This window comes from Methanofollis formosanus (assembly GCF_019633745.1).
Classification (GTDB): domain Archaea; phylum Halobacteriota; class Methanomicrobia; order Methanomicrobiales; family Methanofollaceae; genus Methanofollis; species Methanofollis formosanus.
Map to the genome: position 1 here is coordinate 587,369 of NZ_CP037968.1, position 21,860 is coordinate 609,228.

Below are 21,860 nucleotides of genomic sequence, written 5' to 3' on the forward strand. Positions count from 1 at the left end.
CCCCCTATGGATATGATCCGGATCCTGGGTGCAGGCCCGGCCGGGCTCTCCTCGGCCATCGCCCTGGCGAAGGCAGGGTTCGATGTAGAGGTGTACGAAAGGCGGAGAGACGTCGGGATGCGCTTCAGGGGCGACCTTCAGGGCCTGGAAAACTGGTCGGATGCCACTGACGTCATCGAACGTCTCGGGGAGATCGGAATCAGGCCTACGTTCGAGCACCGCCCCTACCCCCGTCTCTCGGTCTCAGACGGCCGGGAGGTGCTCTCCTTTGCCTGTCAGAAGCCGGCCTTCTATCTGGTCAGGCGGGGTAACGAACCCGGCAGTCTCGACCACGCCCTCAAAGAGCAGGCTCTCGATGCCGGGGCCGAGATCAGGTTCAATGAATCCATCCCGGTGGAGAAAGCCGACATCGTGGCCACCGGTCCCGACAGGCGGGGCGTGCATGCCGTCGCGAAAGGCTACACCTTCTCGACCTCGATGGACGACCTGGCTTACGGGCTTATCAACACCACCGCATCCAGGAATGGGTATGCCTATCTCCTCGTGATGAACGGCCGCGGCTGCCTCTGCACGATGCTGACCAGGTGCTTCGACGAGGCAGGGGCCTGTCTGGCCGAGGCCGAACAGGCCTTCTCCGAACTCGTCGACCTGGAGGTCCGGGAGCCAAAGCCCTGCGGCGGAGTGGGGAGATTTGTCCTGCCGCCGCACTTCCAGGTCCAGAGGAGACGGTACGCCGGGGAAGCGGCCGGCCTCCAGGATCCCTTCTGGGGATTCGGGATCCTGTATGCCGTCAGGTCTGGCCGCCTCGCTGCCGAGAGCATCATCAAGGACTTCGACTACGGCCACGCGGCAGAGGAAGCCTTCGGCGATATGCTGAAAGCCGGCGTGGTCAACCGCTACCTCTGGGACCGGTATGGTCTGGAGAACTATGCCGGGATCTACCGGCGACTGAGAGGGGTGAAGGATCCGTTGCCGTACCTCCGTTCATTCTACACCTTCAACACCTACCAGAGGCTGCTGTACCGTAAGGCCGGACGGCACATGGAGGTGCGCTACGGGAAGGTGCCTGTAGCATGAGGTCATGAGAGGGAGGGTACACCTCTACTGTCCCGAATGGTTTTTCACAAATTATTTGTACAGATCGGGGACCATGATCTGGGAGAAATGGACCCCCACCCTTCACCCCCAGGTGTAAAAAACCACGACGAACAGAGTTTCATCGAGCGGACGATCGAGACATGTCTCTGGAACTCCCGGTTCATCGTGTTGCTTGCCGTCGTTTTCGGGATATTGAGTGCGGTCGTGCTTTTTATCTCGGGTTCGATCGAGATCGTCACGACGCTGATGCACAGCATCTCGATCGCCGAGGCCTCGGTCAAGCACGAGGAGATCCTGATCGGGATCGTCGGAGCCATCGACTTTTACCTGATCGGGGTCGTGTTGTTGATCTTCAGTTTCGGGATCTACGAACTCTTCATCTCGAAGATCGACATCGCACGTAAAGAAGGGGACTTCAACAATATCCTCGAGATCTATACCCTCGACGACCTCAAAAGCAAGATCATCAAGGTCATCATCATGGTGCTCATCGTCAGTTTCTTCCAGAGGGTGCTCACGATGGAATTCGAGACGTCGCAGGACATGCTCTTCATGGCCCTCTCGATCCTGGCGATCTCGCTCGGTGTCTATTACATGCACAAGCATAAGGTGTGAGTGGCCGGGGGGATGGGCACCTCCATCTTTTCAGATCGTTTTTGTGTGACCTGCTTTGTAGAATTGGGCATGAACCCGCAGCTCAAGCATACGGGATGAAAATCTCTCTTCGGTTGATCTCTCCTTTTCAGGACAGGAGAACTGGTTGATACCTCGCTCCATCGCCGCCCCCACCCCATCTCATCTTCTCGCGAGATGGCAGGAACGATCGTGCGATAGGGGGTGGCACGCCTGATCATCACGCTTTCCCATACATCGGTGCCGGGGGCGCTGCCCCCCGAACCCCGGAATGAAGATAGGACCGGGAAGGCAGAGTGTTGATCGTTCAGAGGGTGTTTCTGTCCTCTGCGTATCAAGTCCATGCAGATGCTTGGGGCGGTAAAATCATTATCCGCATCCCCAGAGCCAATATTCTGGATCATTTTCATAGTAATTCATCATGAGGCGAGATCACGCCTCAAGCATACGGGATGAAAATATCATCTCAGGACTGGATCGATTCTTGACTCTCATCCTTGCGTTCGAGGAGTGAATCGAAGTCGAGCATCGTGCCGCCCCGCCCCTATCTTCGTCGTGGGGGGGCCCGGGGGGCAACGCCCCCCGGCGCGAGACGGCGGTGAAGATGCTGCGATGAGGGCGGCCGATCCATCAGAAGAATTTTCTATCCTCTGCGTATTGGCCTCAACGGGATATGGCGAGTTCAAATTCTCATGCAAACCTGAAGAGAGGATCGTCAGGATCATTTTCATAGTAAATCATCTTGATGGTTCTCTTCGACGGGGGGCTGGCCGCCCCCCGAACCCCCCACACGAAGATAGGAGGCGGACTGCAACCCCACTTTCAGGGTCATTTCTCCGCCTTCCGCCCCAATCTTCATCCAGGGGGCCCGGGGGCGGAGCCCCCGGCATGAGCATGAGGGAAGGCGATGGATTCAGTTCACAGGGGGATTGAGGTGATGAAAAGAGGATGGTTTCTACAGAGCCCTCTTTTCAAGACAGGAGAATCGGCGGGGATCTTGTTCCATGGCCGCCCCGCTCCTATCTTCGTCGTGGGGGGTTCCGGGGGGTGCAACCCCCCAGCGCGAGATGACGGTGAAGATCCGACGATAGGGGCGGCACATCGGATCATCATCTGCCTTCCACCCGGACGTTTTGAACATTCGCCTTTTCACACCCTCACGCCGGGGGCGCCGCCCTCAGACTCCATGGATGAAGATAGGGGCGGGAAGGCAGAGGTCTGATCATGCCAAACCCCCCCGGGCCCCCAGATCTCCTCTCCCTTCACCAACCGCGGTGGCGGGTCCGCCGGGCGGGGTCACTTTCATATAACGTCAGGAACAGGTGCGGGCATGAGTGTCATCCACAGATCCCTCGCACTCGCGTGCCTGCTCGCCCTCTGCCTCTGCACCACGGTGGGCACGGCCCATGTCCCGGTCCAGGGCGGAGAGAACGACCACCTCGACCATGCCCTCGCCGTCGAAGACCCGGAAAAGTCCTGGGTGGTCTACGACACCCTCCCGCCCGGCGGCGGGGTGAAGTACTACCGCTTCGACCTGGAAGAAGGAGACGAACTCCGCCTCGGCCTCTTCACCCCCGGCCGTCCCGCCTCGCTGCCGACGCTGGTGGTAATGGGGCCGGAAGTCGCCCCCTCCGGGGCCGTCCCCTCCGGCGTCGAGGTCCCGCCGGACACCGGCGCCGTCGTCGTGGAGAGCACCCCACCCGAACGTCCCGAGTACGAACCCTTCACCCCCTCGGCACTCTATCCGGTGGCGGCATACACTCTCGTCGCCACCGTGCCGGGCACCTATTATGCCGCTGTCGCCGGAGACGAAGGGAACTTCGGGCTCTCGGTCGGGTTCAGAGAGGAGTTTTCACCCTCAGAGTGGCTCGGGGTCCCGCTCTCCGTGGTCGGCGTCCATCTCTGGGAGGGGCAGTCTCCGGCCCTGGTCTTCGGCCCCCTCGTGTTGACCCTGGCACTCGGCGCCGTCTTTCTCTTCCGGGCACCGCGGCGCCCCGACCTGCCCGGGCTCCTGGCCCTTGTGGCCGGACTGCTGTATGTCGGCGGAGGGGCGATGGTCCTCCTCCAGATGGGGATCACCCTCGCGCAGACCGGATGGGCCGCTTCGGCCCTGTTCACCCTCCTCTTCGCCCTCGGCCCGATGCTCCTCGGCGTCGTCGCCCTCAGGGCCGGGATGGAGAGCGAGCGGAAGGGCTTTTTCCTGAAGATGGCCGGCGTCGGGCTGCTCGGCCTCCTTCTCTGGGCCGGGTTGGTCCTCGGACCGCTCCTTGCCCTGGCCGCGGCCCTGGCCGGCGCCTTCTGGAGAGGAAGGTAGCGGGATACCGTTATCCTGTCGTGCACCGAACGATACCAGAGATATGACTGAACCAGAACGACCCGTAGTCCTGATCCTTGGTGCGGGAGGGGTGGGCCTCTCCCTTGCCGGGGCACTTGCCGGGGTCGCCAGGGTCGCCGTCGCATGCCGGCCGCGCCATGCCGCGGCGGTCAGGCGAGACGGTCTCGTGATGGAAGGGGTCTGGGGGGAGCGCACCGTGCGGGAGATCGCCTGCGTCGCCGGGCCCGGAGAGGCGCCGCCAGCACCCGACCTCGTCATCGTCACGGCGAAGGGCTTTGACACCAGAGCGGTCTGCGAGGAGTACGCCGACGTGCTCAGGGGGAGGACCGTCGCCAGTCTTCAGAACGGGATCGGCAACGAAGAGGTCATCGCCGACTATGCCGGGACCGTCATCGGCGGCACGGTCACCACCAACTTCTCGGTCGTCGGCGACGGGCATGTGAGGGTGAAGAGCCAGAGCAGTCCGATGGTCTTTGGCCTCTGGTCGGGCCCGGATGCCGACGCACTCCCACGCCTCGTCGACCTGATACGCTCGGCCGGCATTCTCGTCGAGGCCAGCACCGATATCAGGTCGGCAAAATGGTCGAAGTCGCTCCTGAACCTCTCGGTCAATCCGATCTGCGCCCTCCTCTCCATCCCGGTCGGAAAGGCGGCCGACCCCCGCCTGCAGCGGGTGATCAGGGAGATCGTCTCAGAGACCTTCGCGGTGATGGATGCGGAGGGAGTCGGGACAAGATGGCCGTCTGCAGAAGCCTATCTCGATCACCTCTTCGCGGTGCAGGTCCCGGACTTCGCCACCGCCTACCCCTCGATGTACTATGACATCCAGGCGGGACGGAGGACCGAGATCGACCTTCTCAACGGCTACATCGCCGACCTGGGAGAGCGACGCGGGATCCCGACGCCGTACAACCGGTGCATCGCCGACCTCGTCAGGTTCAGGGAGATTGACGAGAGGAAATAGGTCGGGCACTCCTCCCATATCATTCTCATACAGACGCAATGAGGGCGTCCAGGACCCGCCTGCTCTCTGCCATCGCCTCCAGCGTCCGTTTCATGATCCTCCCGTCCCGCAGTTCCCGGCCCTCGTCGGTCCCGTGAGCGGCGGCATATCCGGTCAGGAGCGTGACCTCCTCGTCGGTGAGCACGGTCCTCCCGGGGTCGGGGAAGGGGAGGATCTCAAGGGTCACCCTCTCCCCGGCAAGATACCCGGCGATACGCCTGAACCCCCCAAGCCCGATCTCCCCCTCGCCCACCGGCCGGTGGTCGGAGACGTGGGAGCGCGGATGAGGACTCTCCGGGGTGCAGTCGTGGACATGATACGCCACCGGCACACCGGTCGCCCTGACCTCTCCGATGAACCGACTCATGGACTCGACGGCCTTTCCCCTTCTCTGCCTCACTTTTTTTCTGAAATAGTAGTAGAGATGTCCGGTGTCGACGCAGGCCCCCACCGACTCCGCCCCTGTCGCCCTGACCGCCTCCATCAGCCCGATATAATCACGGGGGACAAGGCGCCCGCTGAACTCCACGTACAGGATCTTCCCATGCCGCCTGAGGTGCGGGTCGATCGCCCTGCAGGCACCGGCATATGCCTCCAGTCTGGATGCCGAGAGAGTCCCGGCGTGCGGGTCGGTCTCGTCGTGGACGATGACCGCGGTGCCGGGAAGCAGATCGAGGAGGGCGACCGCCGCCTCGATAGAGTGTCTGTTCCGGCCCGGGTCGTCGTCGGAGAAATAAAAATCAAACTCCTTCCCCCTCCTGAGGTGTATCGAGACCTCGGGTGCCCGGGGAAGACCTGCCAGGAAATTCTTCAGGGTCTCCAGGTCGCGCCGCGACCTGATACCGACCTCAAGGCCCATCCGGTGCCGGCAGGCAAACCGCGCCTGCATCTCCATGAGCGCCTCGTCCCCGCCCCTGAGGTCGAACCTGATAAAGTAGTCGGGCATGCCTCCCGGCAGATGAACGTCCGGCCCCTGGTTAAAAGTTTGCCGGCGGAGAGTATATGAACGGGGGCCGTGCACTCATCCTCATGGCCTGGAAGCGGGCCCTCCTTGAAGAGCGAGAGGTCCGAACTTCGGAAGGGACGTTTGTCATCACCCTTGAGAGAGAAGACCTCTCGGCCCTGTACCCCGACATGGAGCGTTACACCCTCACGCTCAGGGCCGGAAAAAAGGAGGTCGCCGTCTTCAGGACCAACACCTACGAATACTCCCCGACCGTCGGTCTCGACCCCTCATCGGTCGCCAGGCATCGCGCCTTGATCTGGGAAGAGGGGTTGAAGGACGAACCCCTCGACTTCCTCGAATATCTCGGAAAAGAAGAGACCCGGCGCCCGCCGGCCCTCTCGCTCACCGACGTGCTCGTCGTCCAGGGCAGTCCGCGGGCCGATGGGAACTGCAGCATCCTCGCCGGGTGGGTCGCCGAAGAGGTCAGGGCTGCAGGAAAGTCGGTGCAGGTGCTCTATCCGGACGACATGGAGATCCATCCGTGCATCGGGTGTTACCAGTGCTACAACACCGGCGCCTGCACCTTCGAGGACGAGATGGAGGGGGTCGTCCGCGCCCTGCGGTCTGCCCGCCTCCTCGTCGTCTGTTCGCCGGTCTACACCAGCACCGTCCCGTCAGGGCTCAAGGCCCTCGTCGACCGCTGCCAGGCCCTGCACGCCGCCCTGAACTTCACGGGGAGGGGGCGGCTGAGGGGCACATCCGGCCTTCTCCTCGGCGTCTGCGGCCGGAAGGGCCGGGAAAACTTTGCATATCTCGCACCGGTCGTCGAGGTCTTCATGGAGAACCTCGGGATCGTCCCGGCCGGTGAGGTGCTCATCGACGGGATCGACCGGGTGCGGGACGTCAGGACGATACCCGGCCAGGAAGGACGGGTGCGGGAAGCAGTGCGGGCCGCGCTCAGTATCTCGCGTTGTCCTTCATGATCCTGAGCATATCCAGCCAGATCACGAGTTCACCCTTCTCGGCGTCCTCGTCGCCGTTCTTGATGATCCCCTTCACAAAGCCGTCGGCACCGAGGGCCTGCTCGATCTGCTCGACGTTCTTCTCCGATACCTGGATGACGCTGTGGACATCGCCAACGATCACCCCGACGTTCGCCCCGCCGGTCGCCTCCGGCATCAGCACGATGATCTTCTTTGGTATGTCGGTCTCGGGATCAGGGACGCCGAGGAGCGCGGCGAGGTCGATGACGGTGGTCACCTCGCCCCTGAGATTGATCAGTCCGGCGATATGAGCCGAGGCCCTGGGGACCGGGGTGATCGGGATCATCTCCACGATCTCCCGGGCCAGGTAGATGTCCAGAGCATAACGCTCCCCGCCCAGTTCGAATTTCACGACATCGACAGTTTCTGGCATGGCACGGCCTCACTCCAGTTTGAACCCTTCCACCTTCTCCCTGAGGCGGGTGACCATCTCGGCGACTTCCTGGGCGCCGCTCCCGACCTCCTGGGCCGAGGCCGATACTTCTTCGGTGAGGGCGGCCATGTCCTCGATGTTGTGCATGTTCTCCTGGGTCATGCCCCTCGTCTCGGCCACCCTCTCGGTGACGCGGTTGGTGTTGCTGGCCTGGTCTTCGGTGGCCCTGGCGATCTCGGTCACGTTCTCCTTGACCTCCTTCGACATCATGACCAGGTGGTTGAGGGCCTCGAGTGTCTTGTCGACGCTGGCAATCCCCGAGTTGATCTCGGCGTAGACCCCTTCCATGTCCCTGGCCGTCATCTCGGTCTGGCCCTGGATGGTGGTGATCAGTCCCTCGATGTGGCTGGTCGCCTTCTTTGACTCGCCGGCAAGGTTCCGCACTTCACCCGCGACGACGGCAAAGCCGCGGCCGTGTTCGCCGGCCCTGGCCGCCTCGATCGCGGCGTTGAGCGCGAGCAGGTTGGTCTGGTTGGAGATGTCGGTGATCAACTTGACGATCTTGTCGATCTCCTGCATCTGGGAATTGAGTTTGCCGATCTCCCCCACCGCCCGCTGGGCGATGGTCACGACCGCCTGCATCTTCTGGGTCGCTTCCTCACCGAGGTTTTTGGCCTGTTCGCCGACTTCGGCCCCGTTCTCGGTGGTATGGAGCACCTCCTGGCAGGTGCTGGCGATCTCCTCGACCGATGCCGAGAGGTCGGACATCGCCCGTGCGGCGTCCTCGATGTTGTCGAGCTGTTTTTTGGAGTCGTCCGACGTCTTCTGGCTCTTGATCGCTACCTGCTCGATCGCCTTGGCGATCTCCTCGGCGCTCTTGCTCGTCTCGTCGGTGTTGGAATCAACGTCCTTGATGGCTATGATGATGTCGCTCATCAGGTCGGTTATGGCACTCCGGGTGTCAAGGAAATCTTGCTTCAGTTTCAGGAGAGGATCGTCCTTGTGAATTTTAAGAGCAGCGGTGAGGTCCCTCTTTGTCATGGCTTCGAGGGCCACCTCCAGTTCACCTGCACTCTCTTCAAGCCAGCGTGCGTTATCTTTCGCCTGCTTCTCCTGTTCCTTGATGACGGTGATGTCCTGGACGATCTCGATGTGCCCGGCCCTCTGGCCCACCGCGTCTTTGAGATAGGCACAGTAAAGCTGGAAGTTCTCCTCACCGACGTCAAAGTAGGTGGTGATCGCGTCCTTCCCGCTTTTCTGGAGTTGTTTGATGCCACAGCCGTCGTTGTGGCAGAGCGGGCCGTTCGTGGCGCTGCAGTGCCGGCCGATCTGGTGGTCGCGATCGAGGCTGAAGGATTCCGCGAAGGCGGTATTCATCGCCGTCCAGTTCATCGCCATGTCGGTGACGGTGATCGGGTACGGGACGGCGTCCATGATCTCTTGATACCACTGGGCCTTCGCTTCTGCCTCCTCGGCAATTTTTTCAGCCCGCGCCTGCTCTTCGTCCGCCGCGGTGGTGTCGACGAGGACGAGGAGGATACCCTCAACTTTCCCATCTTCGTCAAGGAAGGGGATGCTGTACTCGAGGGCGCGCTTCACCCCGACAGGATATTCGACCACCGTCCTGGAGACTCCCCGCGTCTTCTTCCTGAGGGTGTCGCTGAGGCCGTCCCCTTCCTGTTCGAGGATTGTGAAGTCCTCGGCATGTATTCCGACGACCTCGTCGTGACTCATCCCGCTGAACTCTTCGAAGGCCTTGTTGCCGTTGACGACATTGCAATCGGCGTCCAGGTAGAGCATGGGCACCGGGTTCTCGGCGACGGTCCGGGTGTAATTCTTCAGACTGAGAGTGAGTTCCTCGTTCTCTTCTTCCTTCGTCTGCAGTTTCCCGATCAGTTCGTTCACTGCCGCTGCGATGGGCCTGATCTCTGCGTCACACTGTTCTTCATCGAGGGTCTGTGAAAAATCCCCGTTCAGTGCTCTTGATATGGTTTTGGTAATCTCTGTAATCTCCATCTTCGATTCACCTGCCAGTATATACTCTACACTCTACCAAGCGTATGGGATTCTAATCCATTTGATGAGGGTATCTCCATCAGCATTCGCTACTGGTGGCTTTCACAGCCAGCGGAGCATAAATAACTAGAGTTAACTCATCACAAATAATATTTTCTATTAATTTGTCACCTAATTCTATGATTATTGAGAATTATAATTATCATTTTTGTCACCATGAAGAAAATAAGCTAAATTTAATATTCTTGCATACGATCGTCTCCAATCGTAGCTAATTCTTAAGTTATATTCTGAAATAAAAGATTTTCATGAGATTATTTATCATCAATACATATTATGAACCGATCAATATACCAAACAAAGACGCACTGCAAGAGGACAGAGACATAGAACCGCCACAACATCTTCCCATGAACTGGACTCTCCATAGCGGGTGTGAAGCGTACATCTCCTCAGCACCCACGGTTTCCACACTCATGAGAGAAAACCGGATCCCTCGCGATCACCGCAGAATCTTTTCCTCTCAGACAGTCCAGAGTGCCACCTGTCAGAAACGATTGCATCGGGAAAAACGAAGAGCAAGAAAAAAACACCTGCGTTCAGGATGAATGCGAGGGGAGGGATTCGAACCCTCGAACTTCTACAAGACTGGACCCTAAATCCAGCGCCTTTGACCCGGCTCGGCAACCCTCGCTCCCGCTTCGCAAAGACCACTCTCTGATATGAGCGCCCCCTATAAAAACCATAGATACCGGACCACCTGATTTTATCTTTCCTCCACCCAAATGAAGGGCAGGACAAGTGGACCATGCTCAAAGCGCTGGACACCTATCAGAAGGGGATTTACTATGTCCTCATCGGCCTCCTCGCCGTCATCGTCGGTTTTTCCGTGATCGAACTGGTGGTCCTGGTCGTCGAGGGCCTGATCTATCAATCGGCCATGCGGCTCGAGAACCATGAGATCATCGGAGTCTTCGGGCTCTTCCTCCTCGTCCTCATCGGCCTCGAACTCATGGAGACGATCCGGGCATATGTCGAGGACCGCAGGGTGCATGTCGAGGTGATCATGCTCGTCGCGATCATCGCCGTCGCTCGAAAGGTCATCATCCTCGAGACGGAGCAGGTCAATGAACTCTCCCTCGTCGGGATAGGGTTCGTCATCATCGCCCTGGCCTGTGGCTACTTCCTGATCAAGAAGGCGAAAGACATCAAGATAGAGGCATAGTCGGGCATAGCCGCCGGATGGGGGAGAAATACCTCGCCCTGCGCATCAGAGGGAACGGAACGTCTCGCAGGGATATCTGTCCCGCATCCTCGCGCTGGGGGCGGGAAAGCAGAGGTCTGATCATTCGGAAGATGTATCCGAAATCTTTGTATCGGTTCAGAAGGTGTTTGGTGGACTCAAACCAGTATGGAAACCCGGAGAGGCGATCTTCTTGATCATTTTCATGGAGCATATCCCAAAAGTATCCAGAGTTTGATCAATCATCTGGATCAAGACTATTTTCGGCCGTTCATCTGCCTTCCCTGCTTCAATTGCTATCCAGAGGCAACGCTCCCGGCGAGAGTGACGAAGGAAGGCAGACCGATCAGAGGTGCCGCCCACAGAGAGCATAAAGAATGTTTCCTTGCTCTCTCCTGCCGGGGGGAGACCCCCCCGGACCCCCCACGACGAAGATAGGGGAGGGGCGGCACCAATCTCTTGAAAGACACCGTGATTCAGAAAGTTCTTCTACTCTCCTATCAAGGCCAGAGAAGTTTTGGGATGACCTCATGGTAAAACCTCTTGCTGAATATCTCTGCGTGGGGCTGGCCGCCCCCCGGTCCCCCCGCGCGAAGATGTGCGGCGGACGGCAATGAAGTGGTGGTCCCATGTGGTTCCTGCCAGAGACCATTAGCAGGATTTTTCATCCCGTATGCTTGAATCCAGGGTTCATGCCCGATTCTACAGGGCCTTCGTTCCGGCAAATCTCTGGAAATCCGGGCGAACCCGACCTTCGCACCTTCCGGTGCCGGGACAAGATGAGCGGCGGCAAGGATTTCTCCTTCTGCCATCTGTGCGGCATGTCTTCCAAATGCCTGCTGCACGACACATCCCCGTCGTGTCCTTCCTGATCTATCGATATAAGAAGATGATGGTCCTGTCAGGAGGAGAGAGGCATGAGGCCCAGAGGGACGGTAATACAGAAAGGATCTCCTCGATGCAGAGAAAAAAATGTGAAGCCAGGGAGAAGGATCATACTCCGCCCGGCGAGGAGGCCGGGTCGCCCTGATCGGTCCCGGCCTCCAGTTCCTTCTTCCCGCCGCCGACGATCGCGAGGGCCGCGGGCATGATGATGATCGCCCCGACCAGCGAGAACCCGACGGCGATGACCGTCGTGATCCCGAAGTTCGCGATGATCTGGAAGTTCGAGAGGACCAGGGCCGAGAAACCGCACGCGGTCACGAGGGCCGAGACCGTCACCGCGGTCCCGACCTTCTGGACGCCCTCACGGATCGCCCGTTGCGGATCGCCGTGCTCACGGATCTCCTCGCCGTAGCGCTCCATCATCAGGATGGTGTATTCGGACGCCACCCCGATGGTCATCGACCCCAGACAGGCGGTCATGGGGGTGTAGTTGATTCCCATCAGGAGCATCCCGACGGCGTTCCATCCCACGATACAGACGAGCGGGATGATCGGGGAGATCGCGTATCTCTTCCGGTACACCAGGACCAGGTAGGCGAAGATGAGCGCGAACCCGAGGTACGTCATCTGCTCCTTGCTTGTGGCGATGTTCGCGATGAGCGAGGTGAACATGTCATAGTCCCCGGTCGGGTCCACCTCGATCCCTGGCGGCGGACGCATCCACCCGACGTCGGCCATCACTTCCTTCTTGACCCGGTCCTGGGCACCCATCTGCATATCGATGGTCGCAAAGTCGATGACCCCGGCGGTGTGCCCGGAGAGGTAGCCCTTCAGTTCGTCGTCGGGCACCCGGGCAAGGGCGGCGTCGATGCCGGCCTGATCGGTGGGGAGGACGCCGCCGTTGTATTTCTTGATCAACGTCGCCGCACTCGTCACCCCGGTCAGTTCGGCGTGGCGGGAGAGTTCATAGTCCCCGAACCGGTCCATCCAGACGACGGTCTCGTAGTCGTCCACCCCCTCGCCCTGGAGCAGGAGCGGGAGGGGCCGCACCGACCCGACCAGACCGGTCACCTCGTTGAGGGAGAGTTTGGTCGGCATCTCTGGTGGGACAAAGGTGTTCTGGTTGGTGTCGATCGGGATCGAGGAGTCGACGACCACGCCGCCGTAGGCGACGAGGGCGGCGACGAGGAGGACCGGGACCGGATGTTTTGCGATCCGCCCGGCCGTCCTCGAGAGGAGAGAATCATACCGCTCCTTCATCTCCACCCCTCGCCCTGCCGCTGCGGGCTTCGGCCGGTAGTCCCTGAGAAGGGCGTAGGCCGGGAGGCCGAGGAGAGTCACTCCGTAGCAACAGGCGATCCCGATGAGACTGACGATCCCGAAGGACTTGACCATCGGGACCGGCGAGATGAACATCGCGATGAACCCCATGCCGGTGGCGGCCATCGCCACCAGGACGGCCGGGCCGGTGCGGACGAGGGTGGTGCGCACGGCCTCAGGCAGAGGCGAGCGACGACACTCCTCGTCCAGACGGGCCTGGAACTGGATCGCATAGTCGATCCCGAGGCCCAGGAGCACCGGGAAGGCCGCCACCACCCCGATGTTGAGGTTGATCCCGGTAAAGCCCATCACCCCGAAGGTGAGGATCATCCCGACGGCCACCAGGAGGGCCGGGAGGAGGCGGTGGCTCATCGAGGAGAAGAGGACGGCGAGGGTGATGGCCATCAACCCCATCGCCGCGGCGATGAGCACCGCCAGCGAAGCGGTGAGTTCGTCTTCCATCTGCTCGTCGAAGGCGGTGTTCCCGGTCACCTCGATCGAGACGCCGGGCGGCGGCGACTCGCTCTCGATCACTGCCTGGACGCTGTGGAGCACGCCGCGCGAGACGTCGGTCGAGACCCCTTGCTCGACATCGACGAGAACGAGCGTGAGGATGTTCGAGGGGAGGAGTTGTGCCCTGAGGTCGGGCGGGAGGTGACCGAGAAGCATCTCGGCCTCGGCCCGCGACGCAGGGAGACGGCCGTGGTTGAGGGCCTTGAGCACGTCGGGGAGGGCCTCGGCCCGCGACGCAGGGAGACGGCCGTGGTTGAGGGCCTTGAGCACGTCGGGGAGGGCCTCGACCGATTCGACATGGCGGACCTCGCGCACCTCGGTCTCCAGACGGTCCAGGAACCCGAGGAACTCGGGGTCGAGGGGATCGTCGCACTTGACCAGGAGGACGGCGCTGTCTGAGAGGAAGCGTTCGGTATAACTGTCATAGAGTACCCCTTCCCGCGTCGACTTGTCGAGATAGGTGTCAGAACCGGTCTCCATCGAGACGCCGGTCATCCCGACGAGGCCGAGCAGGAAGAGGAAGAGAAGGGCCAGGGCTACCTGGCGGGGGTAGCCGACGAGGACCGAGGCCACTCGTTCAAAGAACATGGTCCCTCCCTGGGGACGAAACTCTGTGTTCACATCGCCCGGTCATGATATTCACTACAAATCTTTCTTCTCACGGGCGTATTCATTTTTCGAAGAACCGTGCCCTGCAAGAGGGAGGAGGCGGCCGACCGCCAGACTGATATGCCCGCACCCGCATGGGGGAACATGGACGACCTCCCTGACTACAACGAACTCTGGCGGGCGGCGGTCGAGGCGCAACGGGGCGAGGAGCGCGACCCGGGCGCCCGCTGGGACAAAAAAGCCGGGGCTTTCGACCGGGCGGCCGGCACCGACGGCGTGCCGGTCGAGATATGCATGATCGGTGTCAGGCCGAATGAGACGGTCCTGGACATCGGTGCCGGAACCGGGCGGCTCGCGGTCCCGCTCGCACGGCGGGCGCGTTATGTCACCGCCCTCGACCCTTCGGAGCAGATGCTCGAACGACTCAGGCGGCACATGGCAAAGGCCGGGCTTTCCAACTACACGACGCTCAAGGGACGGTGGGAGGTGGCGGAGGTCGAGAGTCACGACGTGGTGGTGGGTGCGAATGTCCTGGGGTTTGCCGACCTCCGTGCGGCCCTCGCCAGGATGGACGCCGCCGCAGGCCGGGCCGTCTACCTCTTCTGGCACGCGGGGGAGTGGCGGGAGCCGGACGAGATGGCGCTGTACCGGGCGATCTTTGAGAAGGGACACGGGAACTACCCCGACTATCTCTGGGTGGTGCATGTCCTCCACGAGATGGGGATCTATGCCAATGTCACCATCTACGGGACCGAACGTGCCTCCGTGTACTCCTCAGTCGATGAGGCGGCGGCCGAGTGGTCCCGTCTCCACGATGCGCCGGAGGGGAACGAAGCGACGGTGCGGGCGCACTTCGCACGGGTGCTCGTCCCGCTGGAGGGGGGCGGGTACGTGCTCAGGCGGAAGAGGAGGATGGCGATGATCCGGTGGGAGAAGGAAGAAGGGTGACCTGAAGAGTGGATGGCTCCAGACACATGGCATGCGGGCCGCACGCGGTCTCTCGACGAGAGCGGCGCCCCCGATGTGAGTGGCGGGAAGGTATGATGATCAGATGTGCCGCCCTCCCCAGAAGATACGAACCTGCTCTCTCGCGCCGGGGGAGACCCCCGGACCCCCACGACGAAGATAGCCGAGGGGCGGCACGATGCTCGATTTCTGTTCGCTCTCCCGTCGCAAGGAGATGAATCAAGGACCGATCCTTCCTCGTCCCAGGGGACAGCGACATGAGATTTTCATGTGGAGGTCATCCCAAAACTTCTCTGGCCTTGATAGGTGAGGAGAAGAAGTTTCAGAAGCACGGTGTTGTTCAAGAGATTTTTGCCGCCCCACCCCTATCTTCGTCGTGGGGGGTCCGGGGGGTCTCCCCCCGGCAGGAGAGAGCAAGGAAACATTCTTTCTGCCCTCTGTGGGCGGCACCTCTGATCGGTCTGCCTTCCTCTGTAACTCACACGGGAGGCGTTGCCTCTGGAAACCTCTGGATGGCAATTGAAGCAGGGAAGGCAGATGAACAACCGAAAAGAGTCTTGATCCAGATGATTGATCGAACTCTGGATACTTTTGGGATATGCTCGTGGTATGCTTGAGACACGCTTTCGCTTCATGAACGGTTCCACGAGGCCAAAAAAAGAAGTGAGTATTACCGCTCGACGGCCGTGAGATCAATGCTGAAGCGCTCAGCATCTACAAGATCGATGTCACCCTCCGCCCCGCGTGGAACTTGATAGACCGGAATAGGGAACAAACTCCGAATGATTCTCCCCCCCTCTGTCTTCCCACCCCAATCGCCATCCTGGGGGTCCGCGAGCGTGTGGAAAGGCATGAGAGCGGGAACGATTGAGGGGGCGGACAGCAGGTGATCAGGGGGCCACCCCCAAATCCGCCCGCAATCCTCCCTCCTTTCCCGCCCCTCTCGCAGGCGTACCGGGCGGCCACGAAGATCCACATTACCTGCAGTAATTCAAGGGCTCAGCGAGCCTTGTGTGACCCGGTTTCCTCGCTGCGTTGGATGAATAAACGACCCCATGGAGAGATCAGAAATGGGGCCCATACCAGCCCCGGATCTGACCCTCTGCCCATGAAACAGAGGCCAATATGACCGTATTTGAGGGCAGGTCGTACCCGCCGATCGGGCCAGACCCCCAAAAATCCAGCCGCAATCCTCTCTCCTATTCCACCCCTCTCGCAGGCGTACCGGGCGGCCACGAGGGATTAACATTACTCACAGTAATTCGAGGGCTCGGAGGGCCGTGTGTGACCCGGTTTCCTCGCTGCGTTGGATGAAAAAACGTCCCCATGGCCAGATCGGGAACGAAGCCCGAAACGGCCCCGGATCGGGGGGCATGCCCCTGAAACGGGGGCCAATACGGCCGTATTCGAGGGCGGGTCGTACCTCCCGCCCTGCCCGACCCCCCTCCTTCAGGCGTCCACCGCTTCCTTCGAGCCCTCCAGTTCCTCCACCAGAATATGGTACGCCGTGATCGCGAGCACCACAAAGAGCGGCCCCAGGACGAACCCGACCAATCCCATCACCACCAGGCCGCCGAAGAACCCGATCCACATGATCACCGGGTGGATCCGCGCCCGCCGGCCCATCATCAGCGGGCGGAAATAGATGTCCGGGAGGGCGCAGACGACCGGGTAGCCGACAAGGGCGGCGAGGGCCGCACCCCTGAGGTCGCCCTGGGAGAGGGCGAAGGCCCCGACGATGAGCATGATCACCGAGGGACCGATGATCGGGATGAGCTGGAAGATCCCGGCCATCAACGAGAAGAAGATGATATGGTCATAGCCGAGCACCCAGAAGAAGGGGATGGCCAGAAGGAAGGTGACCACCGAGGTGGCCACATGCACGATATAGATCGCATAGAGGGTGTCGACCGACGCGGCGGTCATCCGCTCCACCGCCGACCGCAGACGAGCGGGCAGGGCGGCCGTCAGTTCGACGGCGACGGCGGCGCCGCGGTACACGAACATGTACAGCGCCAGGAAGAAGACGATGAAGTCCAGAACCAGCGTCGGGACCTGGGCGGCGAAGGCTGCGGCGGCGTCGGCGAACGAGGCGAACCGCTCGTCGAACCAGACCGCCAGTTCGCTCTCGGGGCCGACACCGGGCGCAGGCCCGCCACCGGCCATGCCGATCCAGCCCGTGATCCCCTGCACGATCTCGGCGAGAAAATCGGCGTTCTGCGCAAGGACCGCCACCGTAAACCCGACCGCGCCGGTCAGCAGGAGAAAGACGAGCGTCGTCACCATCAGGGCCGACAGCCCTTCAGGGACCGATCTCTCGACCAGACAGCGCTGGAGAGGCAGCACGACCACCGCCAGGGACAGGGCGAGGACAACCACCCAGAGGAGGTCCCAGAAGGCGACGGCCGCCGCGAGGAAGACGACAAAGACCAGGACCAGAGTCGGTCGGTCGAGGGGGGAGGAGTGTGGCTTCATAGAGATGTACATGTGAGTGCGCCTCAGCCGGTATAAATCCTCCCCGATCGGGCCTGAAAGAAAATCTGCCATAATATCAATTTTCTTATAGGATGGTGAGCAAATACCTCGATCATACGGGAATTAAAAGAGAAGAGACGGATTAACAGGATTACAAAAGATTTATCCTCTAGTCCCTGTTAACTACGTTTAATAAACCGTACCCGGAGACCTGAAATGCTCGCTGACTATGAACAGGTACTGATCGCCGCCGTTCTCTGCTGGATCCTCTTCGTCACCGTCGACGTCCTTTTCAGGCTGCCTGAGAAGGGAGGAGTGAGCGGGGCGACTGCGATCGGGAAGAAGATCGAGGCCGACGGCGGCGCCCTGCACGGCGGGTACATGATGGGCAACATCGTCTCCTCGCCCGACGCCTCGGCCGGCACCCTGCTTGCCGCGTGCGGGGTTTATGTCGCCGGGCTGCCGGGCGGGCTTGCGGCGGCGGTTCTGGTCTATATCGGAAACCGGATCTGCCACGACCCCGGGTACGCCGGGACGACCGGCGCGGTGCTTGCCAGCCTCATCTTTACCGGCCTTGTCGGGGCCGGCTTTTCTGCCGAGAACTTTATTGCCGGAATGGTCATCGCGATCCTCACCGTCCAGGGCCTCTCGCACCGGTATGCGAGCAGGCTGCTGGGACGCATCTGGGGGTGGCGGAGTTGATCGCCCTGTACGTCTGCGGTGCGGTCGCCCTCTTCGCGGCCGCCCGGACGCTCATTGAGCCCGACCCGTACCGGAAGCTCCCGTACCTCAACGTGCTCAACTTCGCGATCGCCGGACTCATCGTGCTGGTCCTCCAGCACCCGCTCTCCATTGCGGCGGCCGCCGCCTACTTTGTCGGTTCGACGCTGGAGGCCAACGCGATCGCCTCGGCCCGTGCGGGGGTGACCCGCGATGATTGAGTTTCTGACCGTCGTGCTGGCGGCGATCGTGCTTGCCGGTGCGGTCGCAACCGCCCTGGTGCGCGACCCCTTCTCCAAACTCATCGCCCTCGGGGTGATGATCGGGGGCGTCATACCCTTCATCGTCGCACGAGGATACCTCGACGTCGCCATCGCCGTGAGTCTCATCGCACCGCTTGCGACCATCTTCGTCCTGCTCATCGCAGGGAGGAGGGACTTCTATGACGCCTGAGTTCTATCTCGGCCTCGCCGTGCTCGTCATCGGCACCCTTGCCGCCGCGAGACCGCGGCCGCACACCTACCTCTCCCGGATGATCAGCCTGGAGATCCCGGCCTGGGGACTGCTGCTCGTCATGCTCGCCTACAACGAGACCCTGGCCCTCCTCACCTTCATCGCGGTGACGGCCATCTCCACCTTCGTGCTGGTGCGGGTGATCGAGCGGAGAGGTGAACCATGAGGATCTACGAACTCGTGCACCGGATCTCCGAGGTGCTCTCAGACTACGAACAACTGGTCAGCGTCTTTGCGGCCATCGTCGTCCTGGTCGCGATCGTCGGGATCTTCACGCTCCCCGAACTCGCCTATCACGACGACCAGCTCTACCCCAAGAGCATCGACCGCACCAGCCCCCTCGACCCCTATGACCGGGGCGGCGTGCCCTTCGAGAACACCACCGTCGTGGCGCAGTACCCGGAGAACTCACCGTACCTCGGCTACGTCACCGCCTACCTCACGCCCCTCACACGGGCGATGGCGGCGATCACGCTCTACACCGGGACGACGATCGTCTCCCACCCGGGCGGGATCATCGACGAGATCCTGTACAACACCAGGGGCCTGGATACCGTCGTCGAGACGACCATCCTCTTCGTGGCCTTTGCAATCGCCAGTTATGTCTTCAGGAGGGGACGCGATTGATGAACGAATACACCATCGGACTTGCCGTCGCCTTCACCGGCATCGCCGTCGCCTTCCTGGCCCTGGCACGAGAGAGAGACGACCTCCACCGCCTCCTCCTCACCGACCTCGCCGAGATCCTGGCCCTCGCGGTCATCGCCCTCGTCGGCACCGACCTTGCCGAGGCCCTCATCCTGCCCGGCCTGGTCGTCGGGATCTCGGAACTGATGGCCCTCTCCGAGATCTACCTGAAGAAGGAGCGTCTCTATGACGAACCCACAGAGCGGGTGCACTTCGAAGTGATGGACACCGCGCCCGGGATCCTCGGCGCCGTCCTCGTCGTCTACGGCGTCGTCCTCGCCGGGTTCTCGGGCGGGGCCGTCGCCGGCCTCGGTGTCCTCTTCTGGTTCCTCTGCAAGGGGCACCGGGAACAGTTCGAACTCCTGGAAACCGTCAGCGGGTATGCCTGGGCGGCATGGATCGGGGCCTTCCTGGTCTTCATGCTCCTGCCGCAGTACTGGTTCTTCGCCGTGATGGTCGCAGGCACTGCGGTCCTCGTCAAGGTGATGACCAAGATGTCCCTCCTCGGGACGATGCGGGGTGGTCAGGATGCCTGAGTTCACCGGCGGCGCCATCGGCGGCGATCTCCTCGCGGCCGTCCCCTTCGGCGACATCGTCAACTACATCACGCCCCTGACGGCAACCCTCTTTGCGGTGGCCCTGATCTTCACGGTCTTCGCCATCATCTCCAGGCCCGAGAAGCAGCTCGACATCGTCTTCGGCACCGACGCCGTCTATGCGAAGGAAGTGACCCCTGACGAACTGAAGTTCAGGCGGTTCATGGCCGTCGCCTGCGGGATCGCGACCCTGGGCGCGATGGTGAGCGGCGACATCTTCAACTTCACCCTCTTCGTCTCCCTCATCGGGATCACGATCATCGGGATCGTCGCCGCCGTGAAGAACCAGCACGTCCTCAACGCCGCCTTCCAGTACGGGATCGTCGCCATGACCGCCACGGTCCCGCTCTTTGCCGGTGCGGCGATCACCCTGGCGACGACCGGCACCCTCTCGATTTGGGAACTCTCCGCAGGAACGGGCGTGCCGCTCATCGCCAAACTGCTGCTGCTCCTCGGTGTGATGGGCGAAGGGATCGCTCCCTTCTACGCCGCAAAGACCGAACTCTTCAGGGCGCCGGGTGCGCCCTACGTGATCCTGATCCATGTCTCGTCCCTGCTGATGTTCCTGCGGGTGATCGAGATCCTCCTGGCGGTGTGATGCAATGAAGAAAGAGACATACGGACTGGTTGCAGCGGTCTCGACCCTCCTCTGGATCGGGGCCGGTCTTGCCGGATTTGTGGGCGTCGTGCCCGACTGGACCGCGGCGGCCCTCACCATCCTCGCCTTCCCGGTCTCTGCCGTCACCACCATGCTCTGGTGGATGGCCGGGAAGGGCGAAGGAGACATTCCATTCATGGGGTACTAGAATGATCGGCTATCTGATACTCGCAGTCTTCATCGGCCTGCTGTATATGGGCATCCACCGGAAGGTGATCGCCAGGATCCAGGGACGGCCCGGCCCGCCGATCTGGCAGGAACTCCTTCACACCCTGAAGTTCTCCTTCAAGCGTACCTGGGTGCCAAAGACCGCAAGCCCGGCGATCTTTATCGGGATCGTCCTGGTGGCCATCGGGATCTGGACGGCCGCCCTCTGGGTCGTCGTCTCGGGCGGGAGTCTGCTGATCATCTTCGGACTCTACATCTGCTACAAGATGGTCGAGCACGGGGTCGGGCTCTCGCCGGGTTCGCCGTACGCCAAGTTCGGCGGGGTGCGCTCGGTCATCTCGGCGGCCTCCGAGATCCCGCTCCTCATCTCGGTAGGCGTGCTCTACTTCTTCACCGGATCGCTGATGATCGGGGACATCGCCGCCTTCCAGGCCGAACACGGCCCGCTGCTTGTCACCGCGGCCCCGGCGGCCCTGGCACTCTACGTCGTCCTCCTCTCGAAGATGCACTACAGCCCCTTCTCCATCGTGGAGAGCAAAGAGATCGTCAGCGGCTACAAGACCGAGCACTTCGGCGTCTGGCGGGCCGGACTGGAGGCCGCGGACGGGATCAAGACCTTTGTCCTGCTGTACCTCTTCGTGCTCCTCTTCGTGGGACCGCTCCCGCTGCTGCTGGCGCTCCTGGCAATGCTCGTGCTCATGCTCACCCTCTCGTTTGTCTGCGCCCTCACCCCGATGCTCGCTCCCTTCGACTCGGTCACGGTGCAGACCGGACTCATCGTGGTGGTGCTCGCCTGGACGGCGCTTCTGGTGGTGGTTTTATGATACGCGAACTCATCGCGGGCGGTGCGGCGGTCTACCTGGTCATCGCCCTGACCGAAGGGATCCTCACGGGATCGGTCCTCTATCAGGCCGGTGCAATCGCCGCCCTTCTCGTCCTCCTGGGGGCACTCCTCTTCGGAAGAGAAGAACCACTGCACCGGGCCGAACAGGCCCTGCTCTGGTGTACGGTCCTTGCGATCGCAGGTTATGCCCTTGTCAGGATCGGAGGTGTGTTCTGA

General features: G+C 61.5%; 22 protein-coding genes and 1 tRNA gene. 17 read left to right on the forward strand and 6 right to left on the reverse strand.

Annotation, left to right across the window (positions count from 1 at the left end; translation table 11 throughout):
• Positions 1-6 precede the first annotated feature (6 nt).
• The 4 genes from E2N92_RS02585 to E2N92_RS02600 all read left to right on the forward strand — a co-directional run bounded on the left by E2N92_RS02585 (position 7) and on the right by E2N92_RS02600 (position 5,030).
• Positions 7-1,077 (forward strand): NAD(P)/FAD-dependent oxidoreductase, encoded by a 1,071-nt coding sequence (locus tag E2N92_RS02585; RefSeq protein WP_220682145.1) that lies wholly within the window; start codon positions 7-9, stop codon positions 1,075-1,077.
• An 87-nt stretch (positions 1,078-1,164) separates the two neighbouring features.
• Positions 1,165-1,713 carry a YqhA family protein gene (locus tag E2N92_RS02590; protein ID WP_220682146.1) on the forward strand — a complete coding sequence of 183 codons (549 nt, stop codon included), beginning with the start codon at positions 1,165-1,167 and terminating at the stop codon, positions 1,711-1,713.
• 1,348 nt (positions 1,714-3,061) lie between these two features.
• On the forward strand, positions 3,062-4,045 hold the full coding sequence (locus E2N92_RS02595) for a hypothetical protein (protein ID WP_220682147.1): 984 nt from the start codon (positions 3,062-3,064) through the stop codon (positions 4,043-4,045).
• Positions 4,046-4,088: 43 nt separating this feature from the next.
• Positions 4,089-5,030: a ketopantoate reductase family protein gene (locus E2N92_RS02600; protein ID WP_220682148.1), complete on the forward strand. Its 942-nt coding sequence runs from the start codon at positions 4,089-4,091 to the stop codon at positions 5,028-5,030.
• Between the two features lie 25 nt (positions 5,031-5,055).
• Here E2N92_RS02600 and E2N92_RS02605 read toward each other — a convergent pair whose 3' ends face one another.
• On the reverse strand, positions 5,056-6,015 hold the full coding sequence (locus E2N92_RS02605; protein ID WP_220682149.1) for a sugar phosphate isomerase/epimerase family protein: 960 nt from the start codon (positions 6,013-6,015) through the stop codon (positions 5,056-5,058).
• A gap of 56 nt (positions 6,016-6,071) precedes the next feature.
• On the opposite strand from E2N92_RS02605, the gene E2N92_RS02610 reads away from it, so the two are divergent.
• Positions 6,072-6,998 (forward strand): flavodoxin family protein, encoded by a 927-nt coding sequence (locus tag E2N92_RS02610; RefSeq protein WP_246589286.1) that lies wholly within the window; start codon positions 6,072-6,074, stop codon positions 6,996-6,998.
• On the opposite strand, the gene E2N92_RS02615 is transcribed toward E2N92_RS02610, so the two are convergent.
• The 3 genes from E2N92_RS02615 to E2N92_RS02625 form a co-directional block, all read right to left on the reverse strand.
• A complete protein-coding gene (locus tag E2N92_RS02615; RefSeq protein ID WP_220682150.1) occupies positions 6,973-7,431 on the reverse strand; it encodes a chemotaxis protein CheW in 459 nt (152 codons plus the stop codon). The genes E2N92_RS02610 and E2N92_RS02615 overlap by 26 nt on opposite strands.
• 9 nt (positions 7,432-7,440) lie before the next feature.
• The gene (locus tag E2N92_RS02620; protein ID WP_220682151.1) at positions 7,441-9,447 is read right to left on the reverse strand and encodes a methyl-accepting chemotaxis protein; all 2,007 of its coding nucleotides are present in this window, start codon (positions 9,445-9,447) and stop codon (positions 7,441-7,443) included.
• A 609-nt stretch (positions 9,448-10,056) separates the two neighbouring features.
• A tRNA-Leu gene (locus E2N92_RS02625) sits at positions 10,057-10,141 on the reverse strand.
• 114 nt (positions 10,142-10,255) lie between these two features.
• Here E2N92_RS02625 and E2N92_RS02630 point away from each other — a divergent pair.
• Positions 10,256-10,672, forward strand: coding sequence for a phosphate-starvation-inducible PsiE family protein (locus tag E2N92_RS02630; protein WP_220682152.1), 417 nt, complete (start codon positions 10,256-10,258; stop codon positions 10,670-10,672).
• A 1,011-nt stretch (positions 10,673-11,683) separates the two neighbouring features.
• Here E2N92_RS02630 and E2N92_RS02635 read toward each other — a convergent pair.
• Complete coding sequence (locus tag E2N92_RS02635) at positions 11,684-13,996, reverse strand: efflux RND transporter permease subunit (RefSeq protein ID WP_220682153.1); 2,313 nt, start codon at positions 13,994-13,996, stop codon at positions 11,684-11,686.
• A gap of 99 nt (positions 13,997-14,095) precedes the next feature.
• Between E2N92_RS02635 and E2N92_RS02640 the strand changes: the two genes are divergently transcribed.
• Positions 14,096-14,965 carry a class I SAM-dependent methyltransferase gene (locus E2N92_RS02640; protein WP_246589287.1) on the forward strand — a complete coding sequence of 290 codons (870 nt, stop codon included), beginning with the start codon at positions 14,096-14,098 and terminating at the stop codon, positions 14,963-14,965.
• 1,467 nt (positions 14,966-16,432) lie between these two features.
• On the opposite strand, the gene E2N92_RS02645 is transcribed toward E2N92_RS02640, so the two are convergent.
• Positions 16,433-17,458 (reverse strand): AI-2E family transporter, encoded by a 1,026-nt coding sequence (locus E2N92_RS02645; protein WP_220682154.1) that lies wholly within the window; start codon positions 17,456-17,458, stop codon positions 16,433-16,435.
• A 216-nt stretch (positions 17,459-17,674) separates the two neighbouring features.
• On the opposite strand from E2N92_RS02645, the gene ehaB reads away from it, so the two are divergent.
• From ehaB to E2N92_RS02695, 10 genes are read left to right on the forward strand one after another with little or no spacing between them, the layout of a single operon-like run.
• On the forward strand, positions 17,675-18,160 hold the full coding sequence (gene ehaB, locus E2N92_RS02650; protein WP_220682155.1) for a [NiFe]-hydrogenase-3-type subunit EhaB: 486 nt from the start codon (positions 17,675-17,677) through the stop codon (positions 18,158-18,160).
• Positions 18,148-18,399, forward strand: a complete 252-nt coding sequence (locus E2N92_RS02655; protein ID WP_220682156.1) for an EhaC family protein — start codon at positions 18,148-18,150, stop codon at positions 18,397-18,399. Before ehaB ends, E2N92_RS02655 begins: the two co-directional genes overlap by 13 nt.
• Complete coding sequence (locus tag E2N92_RS02660; RefSeq protein WP_220682157.1) at positions 18,392-18,631, forward strand: EhaD family protein; 240 nt, start codon at positions 18,392-18,394, stop codon at positions 18,629-18,631. Before E2N92_RS02655 ends, E2N92_RS02660 begins: the two co-directional genes overlap by 8 nt.
• Positions 18,621-18,857, forward strand: coding sequence for an EhaE family protein (locus tag E2N92_RS02665; protein ID WP_220682158.1), 237 nt, complete (start codon positions 18,621-18,623; stop codon positions 18,855-18,857). The genes E2N92_RS02660 and E2N92_RS02665 overlap by 11 nt, the downstream gene beginning before the upstream one ends.
• Complete coding sequence (locus E2N92_RS02670) at positions 18,854-19,318, forward strand: EhaF family protein (RefSeq protein ID WP_220682159.1); 465 nt, start codon at positions 18,854-18,856, stop codon at positions 19,316-19,318. Before E2N92_RS02665 ends, E2N92_RS02670 begins: the two co-directional genes overlap by 4 nt.
• Positions 19,318-19,914: an EhaG family protein gene (locus E2N92_RS02675; protein WP_220682160.1), complete on the forward strand. Its 597-nt coding sequence runs from the start codon at positions 19,318-19,320 to the stop codon at positions 19,912-19,914. Before E2N92_RS02670 ends, E2N92_RS02675 begins: the two co-directional genes overlap by 1 nt.
• Positions 19,907-20,572 (forward strand): hypothetical protein, encoded by a 666-nt coding sequence (locus E2N92_RS02680; protein ID WP_220682161.1) that lies wholly within the window; start codon positions 19,907-19,909, stop codon positions 20,570-20,572. Before E2N92_RS02675 ends, E2N92_RS02680 begins: the two co-directional genes overlap by 8 nt.
• 4 nt (positions 20,573-20,576) lie before the next feature.
• A complete protein-coding gene (locus tag E2N92_RS02685; RefSeq protein WP_220682162.1) occupies positions 20,577-20,780 on the forward strand; it encodes a hypothetical protein in 204 nt (67 codons plus the stop codon).
• Position 20,781: 1 nt separating this feature from the next.
• A complete protein-coding gene (locus E2N92_RS02690; RefSeq protein ID WP_220682163.1) occupies positions 20,782-21,624 on the forward strand; it encodes a respiratory chain complex I subunit 1 family protein in 843 nt (280 codons plus the stop codon).
• Entirely contained in the window at positions 21,621-21,860 is a 240-nt protein-coding gene (locus E2N92_RS02695; RefSeq protein WP_220682164.1) for a hypothetical protein, read from the forward strand. Before E2N92_RS02690 ends, E2N92_RS02695 begins: the two co-directional genes overlap by 4 nt.

Bases quoted from the DNA above. Each gene is read 5' to 3' on its own strand.
- E2N92_RS02585 (WP_220682145.1), top strand. From the start codon at position 7: ATGGATATGATCCGGATCCTGGGTGCAGGCCCGGCCGGGCTCTCCTCG.
- E2N92_RS02590 (WP_220682146.1), top strand. From the start codon at position 1,165: ATGGACCCCCACCCTTCACCCCCAGGTGTAAAAAACCACGACGAACAG.
- E2N92_RS02595 (WP_220682147.1), top strand. From the start codon at position 3,062: ATGAGTGTCATCCACAGATCCCTCGCACTCGCGTGCCTGCTCGCCCTC.
- E2N92_RS02600 (WP_220682148.1), top strand. From the start codon at position 4,089: ATGACTGAACCAGAACGACCCGTAGTCCTGATCCTTGGTGCGGGAGGG.
- E2N92_RS02605 (WP_220682149.1), bottom strand. From the start codon at position 6,015: ATGCCCGACTACTTTATCAGGTTCGACCTCAGGGGCGGGGACGAGGCG.
- E2N92_RS02610 (WP_246589286.1), top strand. From the start codon at position 6,072: ATGAACGGGGGCCGTGCACTCATCCTCATGGCCTGGAAGCGGGCCCTC.
- E2N92_RS02615 (WP_220682150.1), bottom strand. From the start codon at position 7,431: ATGCCAGAAACTGTCGATGTCGTGAAATTCGAACTGGGCGGGGAGCGT.
- E2N92_RS02620 (WP_220682151.1), bottom strand. From the start codon at position 9,447: ATGGAGATTACAGAGATTACCAAAACCATATCAAGAGCACTGAACGGG.
- E2N92_RS02630 (WP_220682152.1), top strand. From the start codon at position 10,256: ATGCTCAAAGCGCTGGACACCTATCAGAAGGGGATTTACTATGTCCTC.
- E2N92_RS02635 (WP_220682153.1), bottom strand. From the start codon at position 13,996: ATGTTCTTTGAACGAGTGGCCTCGGTCCTCGTCGGCTACCCCCGCCAG.
- E2N92_RS02645 (WP_220682154.1), bottom strand. From the start codon at position 17,458: ATGAAGCCACACTCCTCCCCCCTCGACCGACCGACTCTGGTCCTGGTC.
- ehaB (WP_220682155.1), top strand. From the start codon at position 17,675: ATGCTCGCTGACTATGAACAGGTACTGATCGCCGCCGTTCTCTGCTGG.
- E2N92_RS02660 (WP_220682157.1), top strand. From the start codon at position 18,392: ATGATTGAGTTTCTGACCGTCGTGCTGGCGGCGATCGTGCTTGCCGGT.
- E2N92_RS02665 (WP_220682158.1), top strand. From the start codon at position 18,621: ATGACGCCTGAGTTCTATCTCGGCCTCGCCGTGCTCGTCATCGGCACC.
- E2N92_RS02670 (WP_220682159.1), top strand. From the start codon at position 18,854: ATGAGGATCTACGAACTCGTGCACCGGATCTCCGAGGTGCTCTCAGAC.
- E2N92_RS02675 (WP_220682160.1), top strand. From the start codon at position 19,318: ATGAACGAATACACCATCGGACTTGCCGTCGCCTTCACCGGCATCGCC.
- E2N92_RS02680 (WP_220682161.1), top strand. From the start codon at position 19,907: ATGCCTGAGTTCACCGGCGGCGCCATCGGCGGCGATCTCCTCGCGGCC.
- E2N92_RS02685 (WP_220682162.1), top strand. From the start codon at position 20,577: ATGAAGAAAGAGACATACGGACTGGTTGCAGCGGTCTCGACCCTCCTC.
- E2N92_RS02690 (WP_220682163.1), top strand. From the start codon at position 20,782: ATGATCGGCTATCTGATACTCGCAGTCTTCATCGGCCTGCTGTATATG.
- E2N92_RS02695 (WP_220682164.1), top strand. From the start codon at position 21,621: ATGATACGCGAACTCATCGCGGGCGGTGCGGCGGTCTACCTGGTCATC.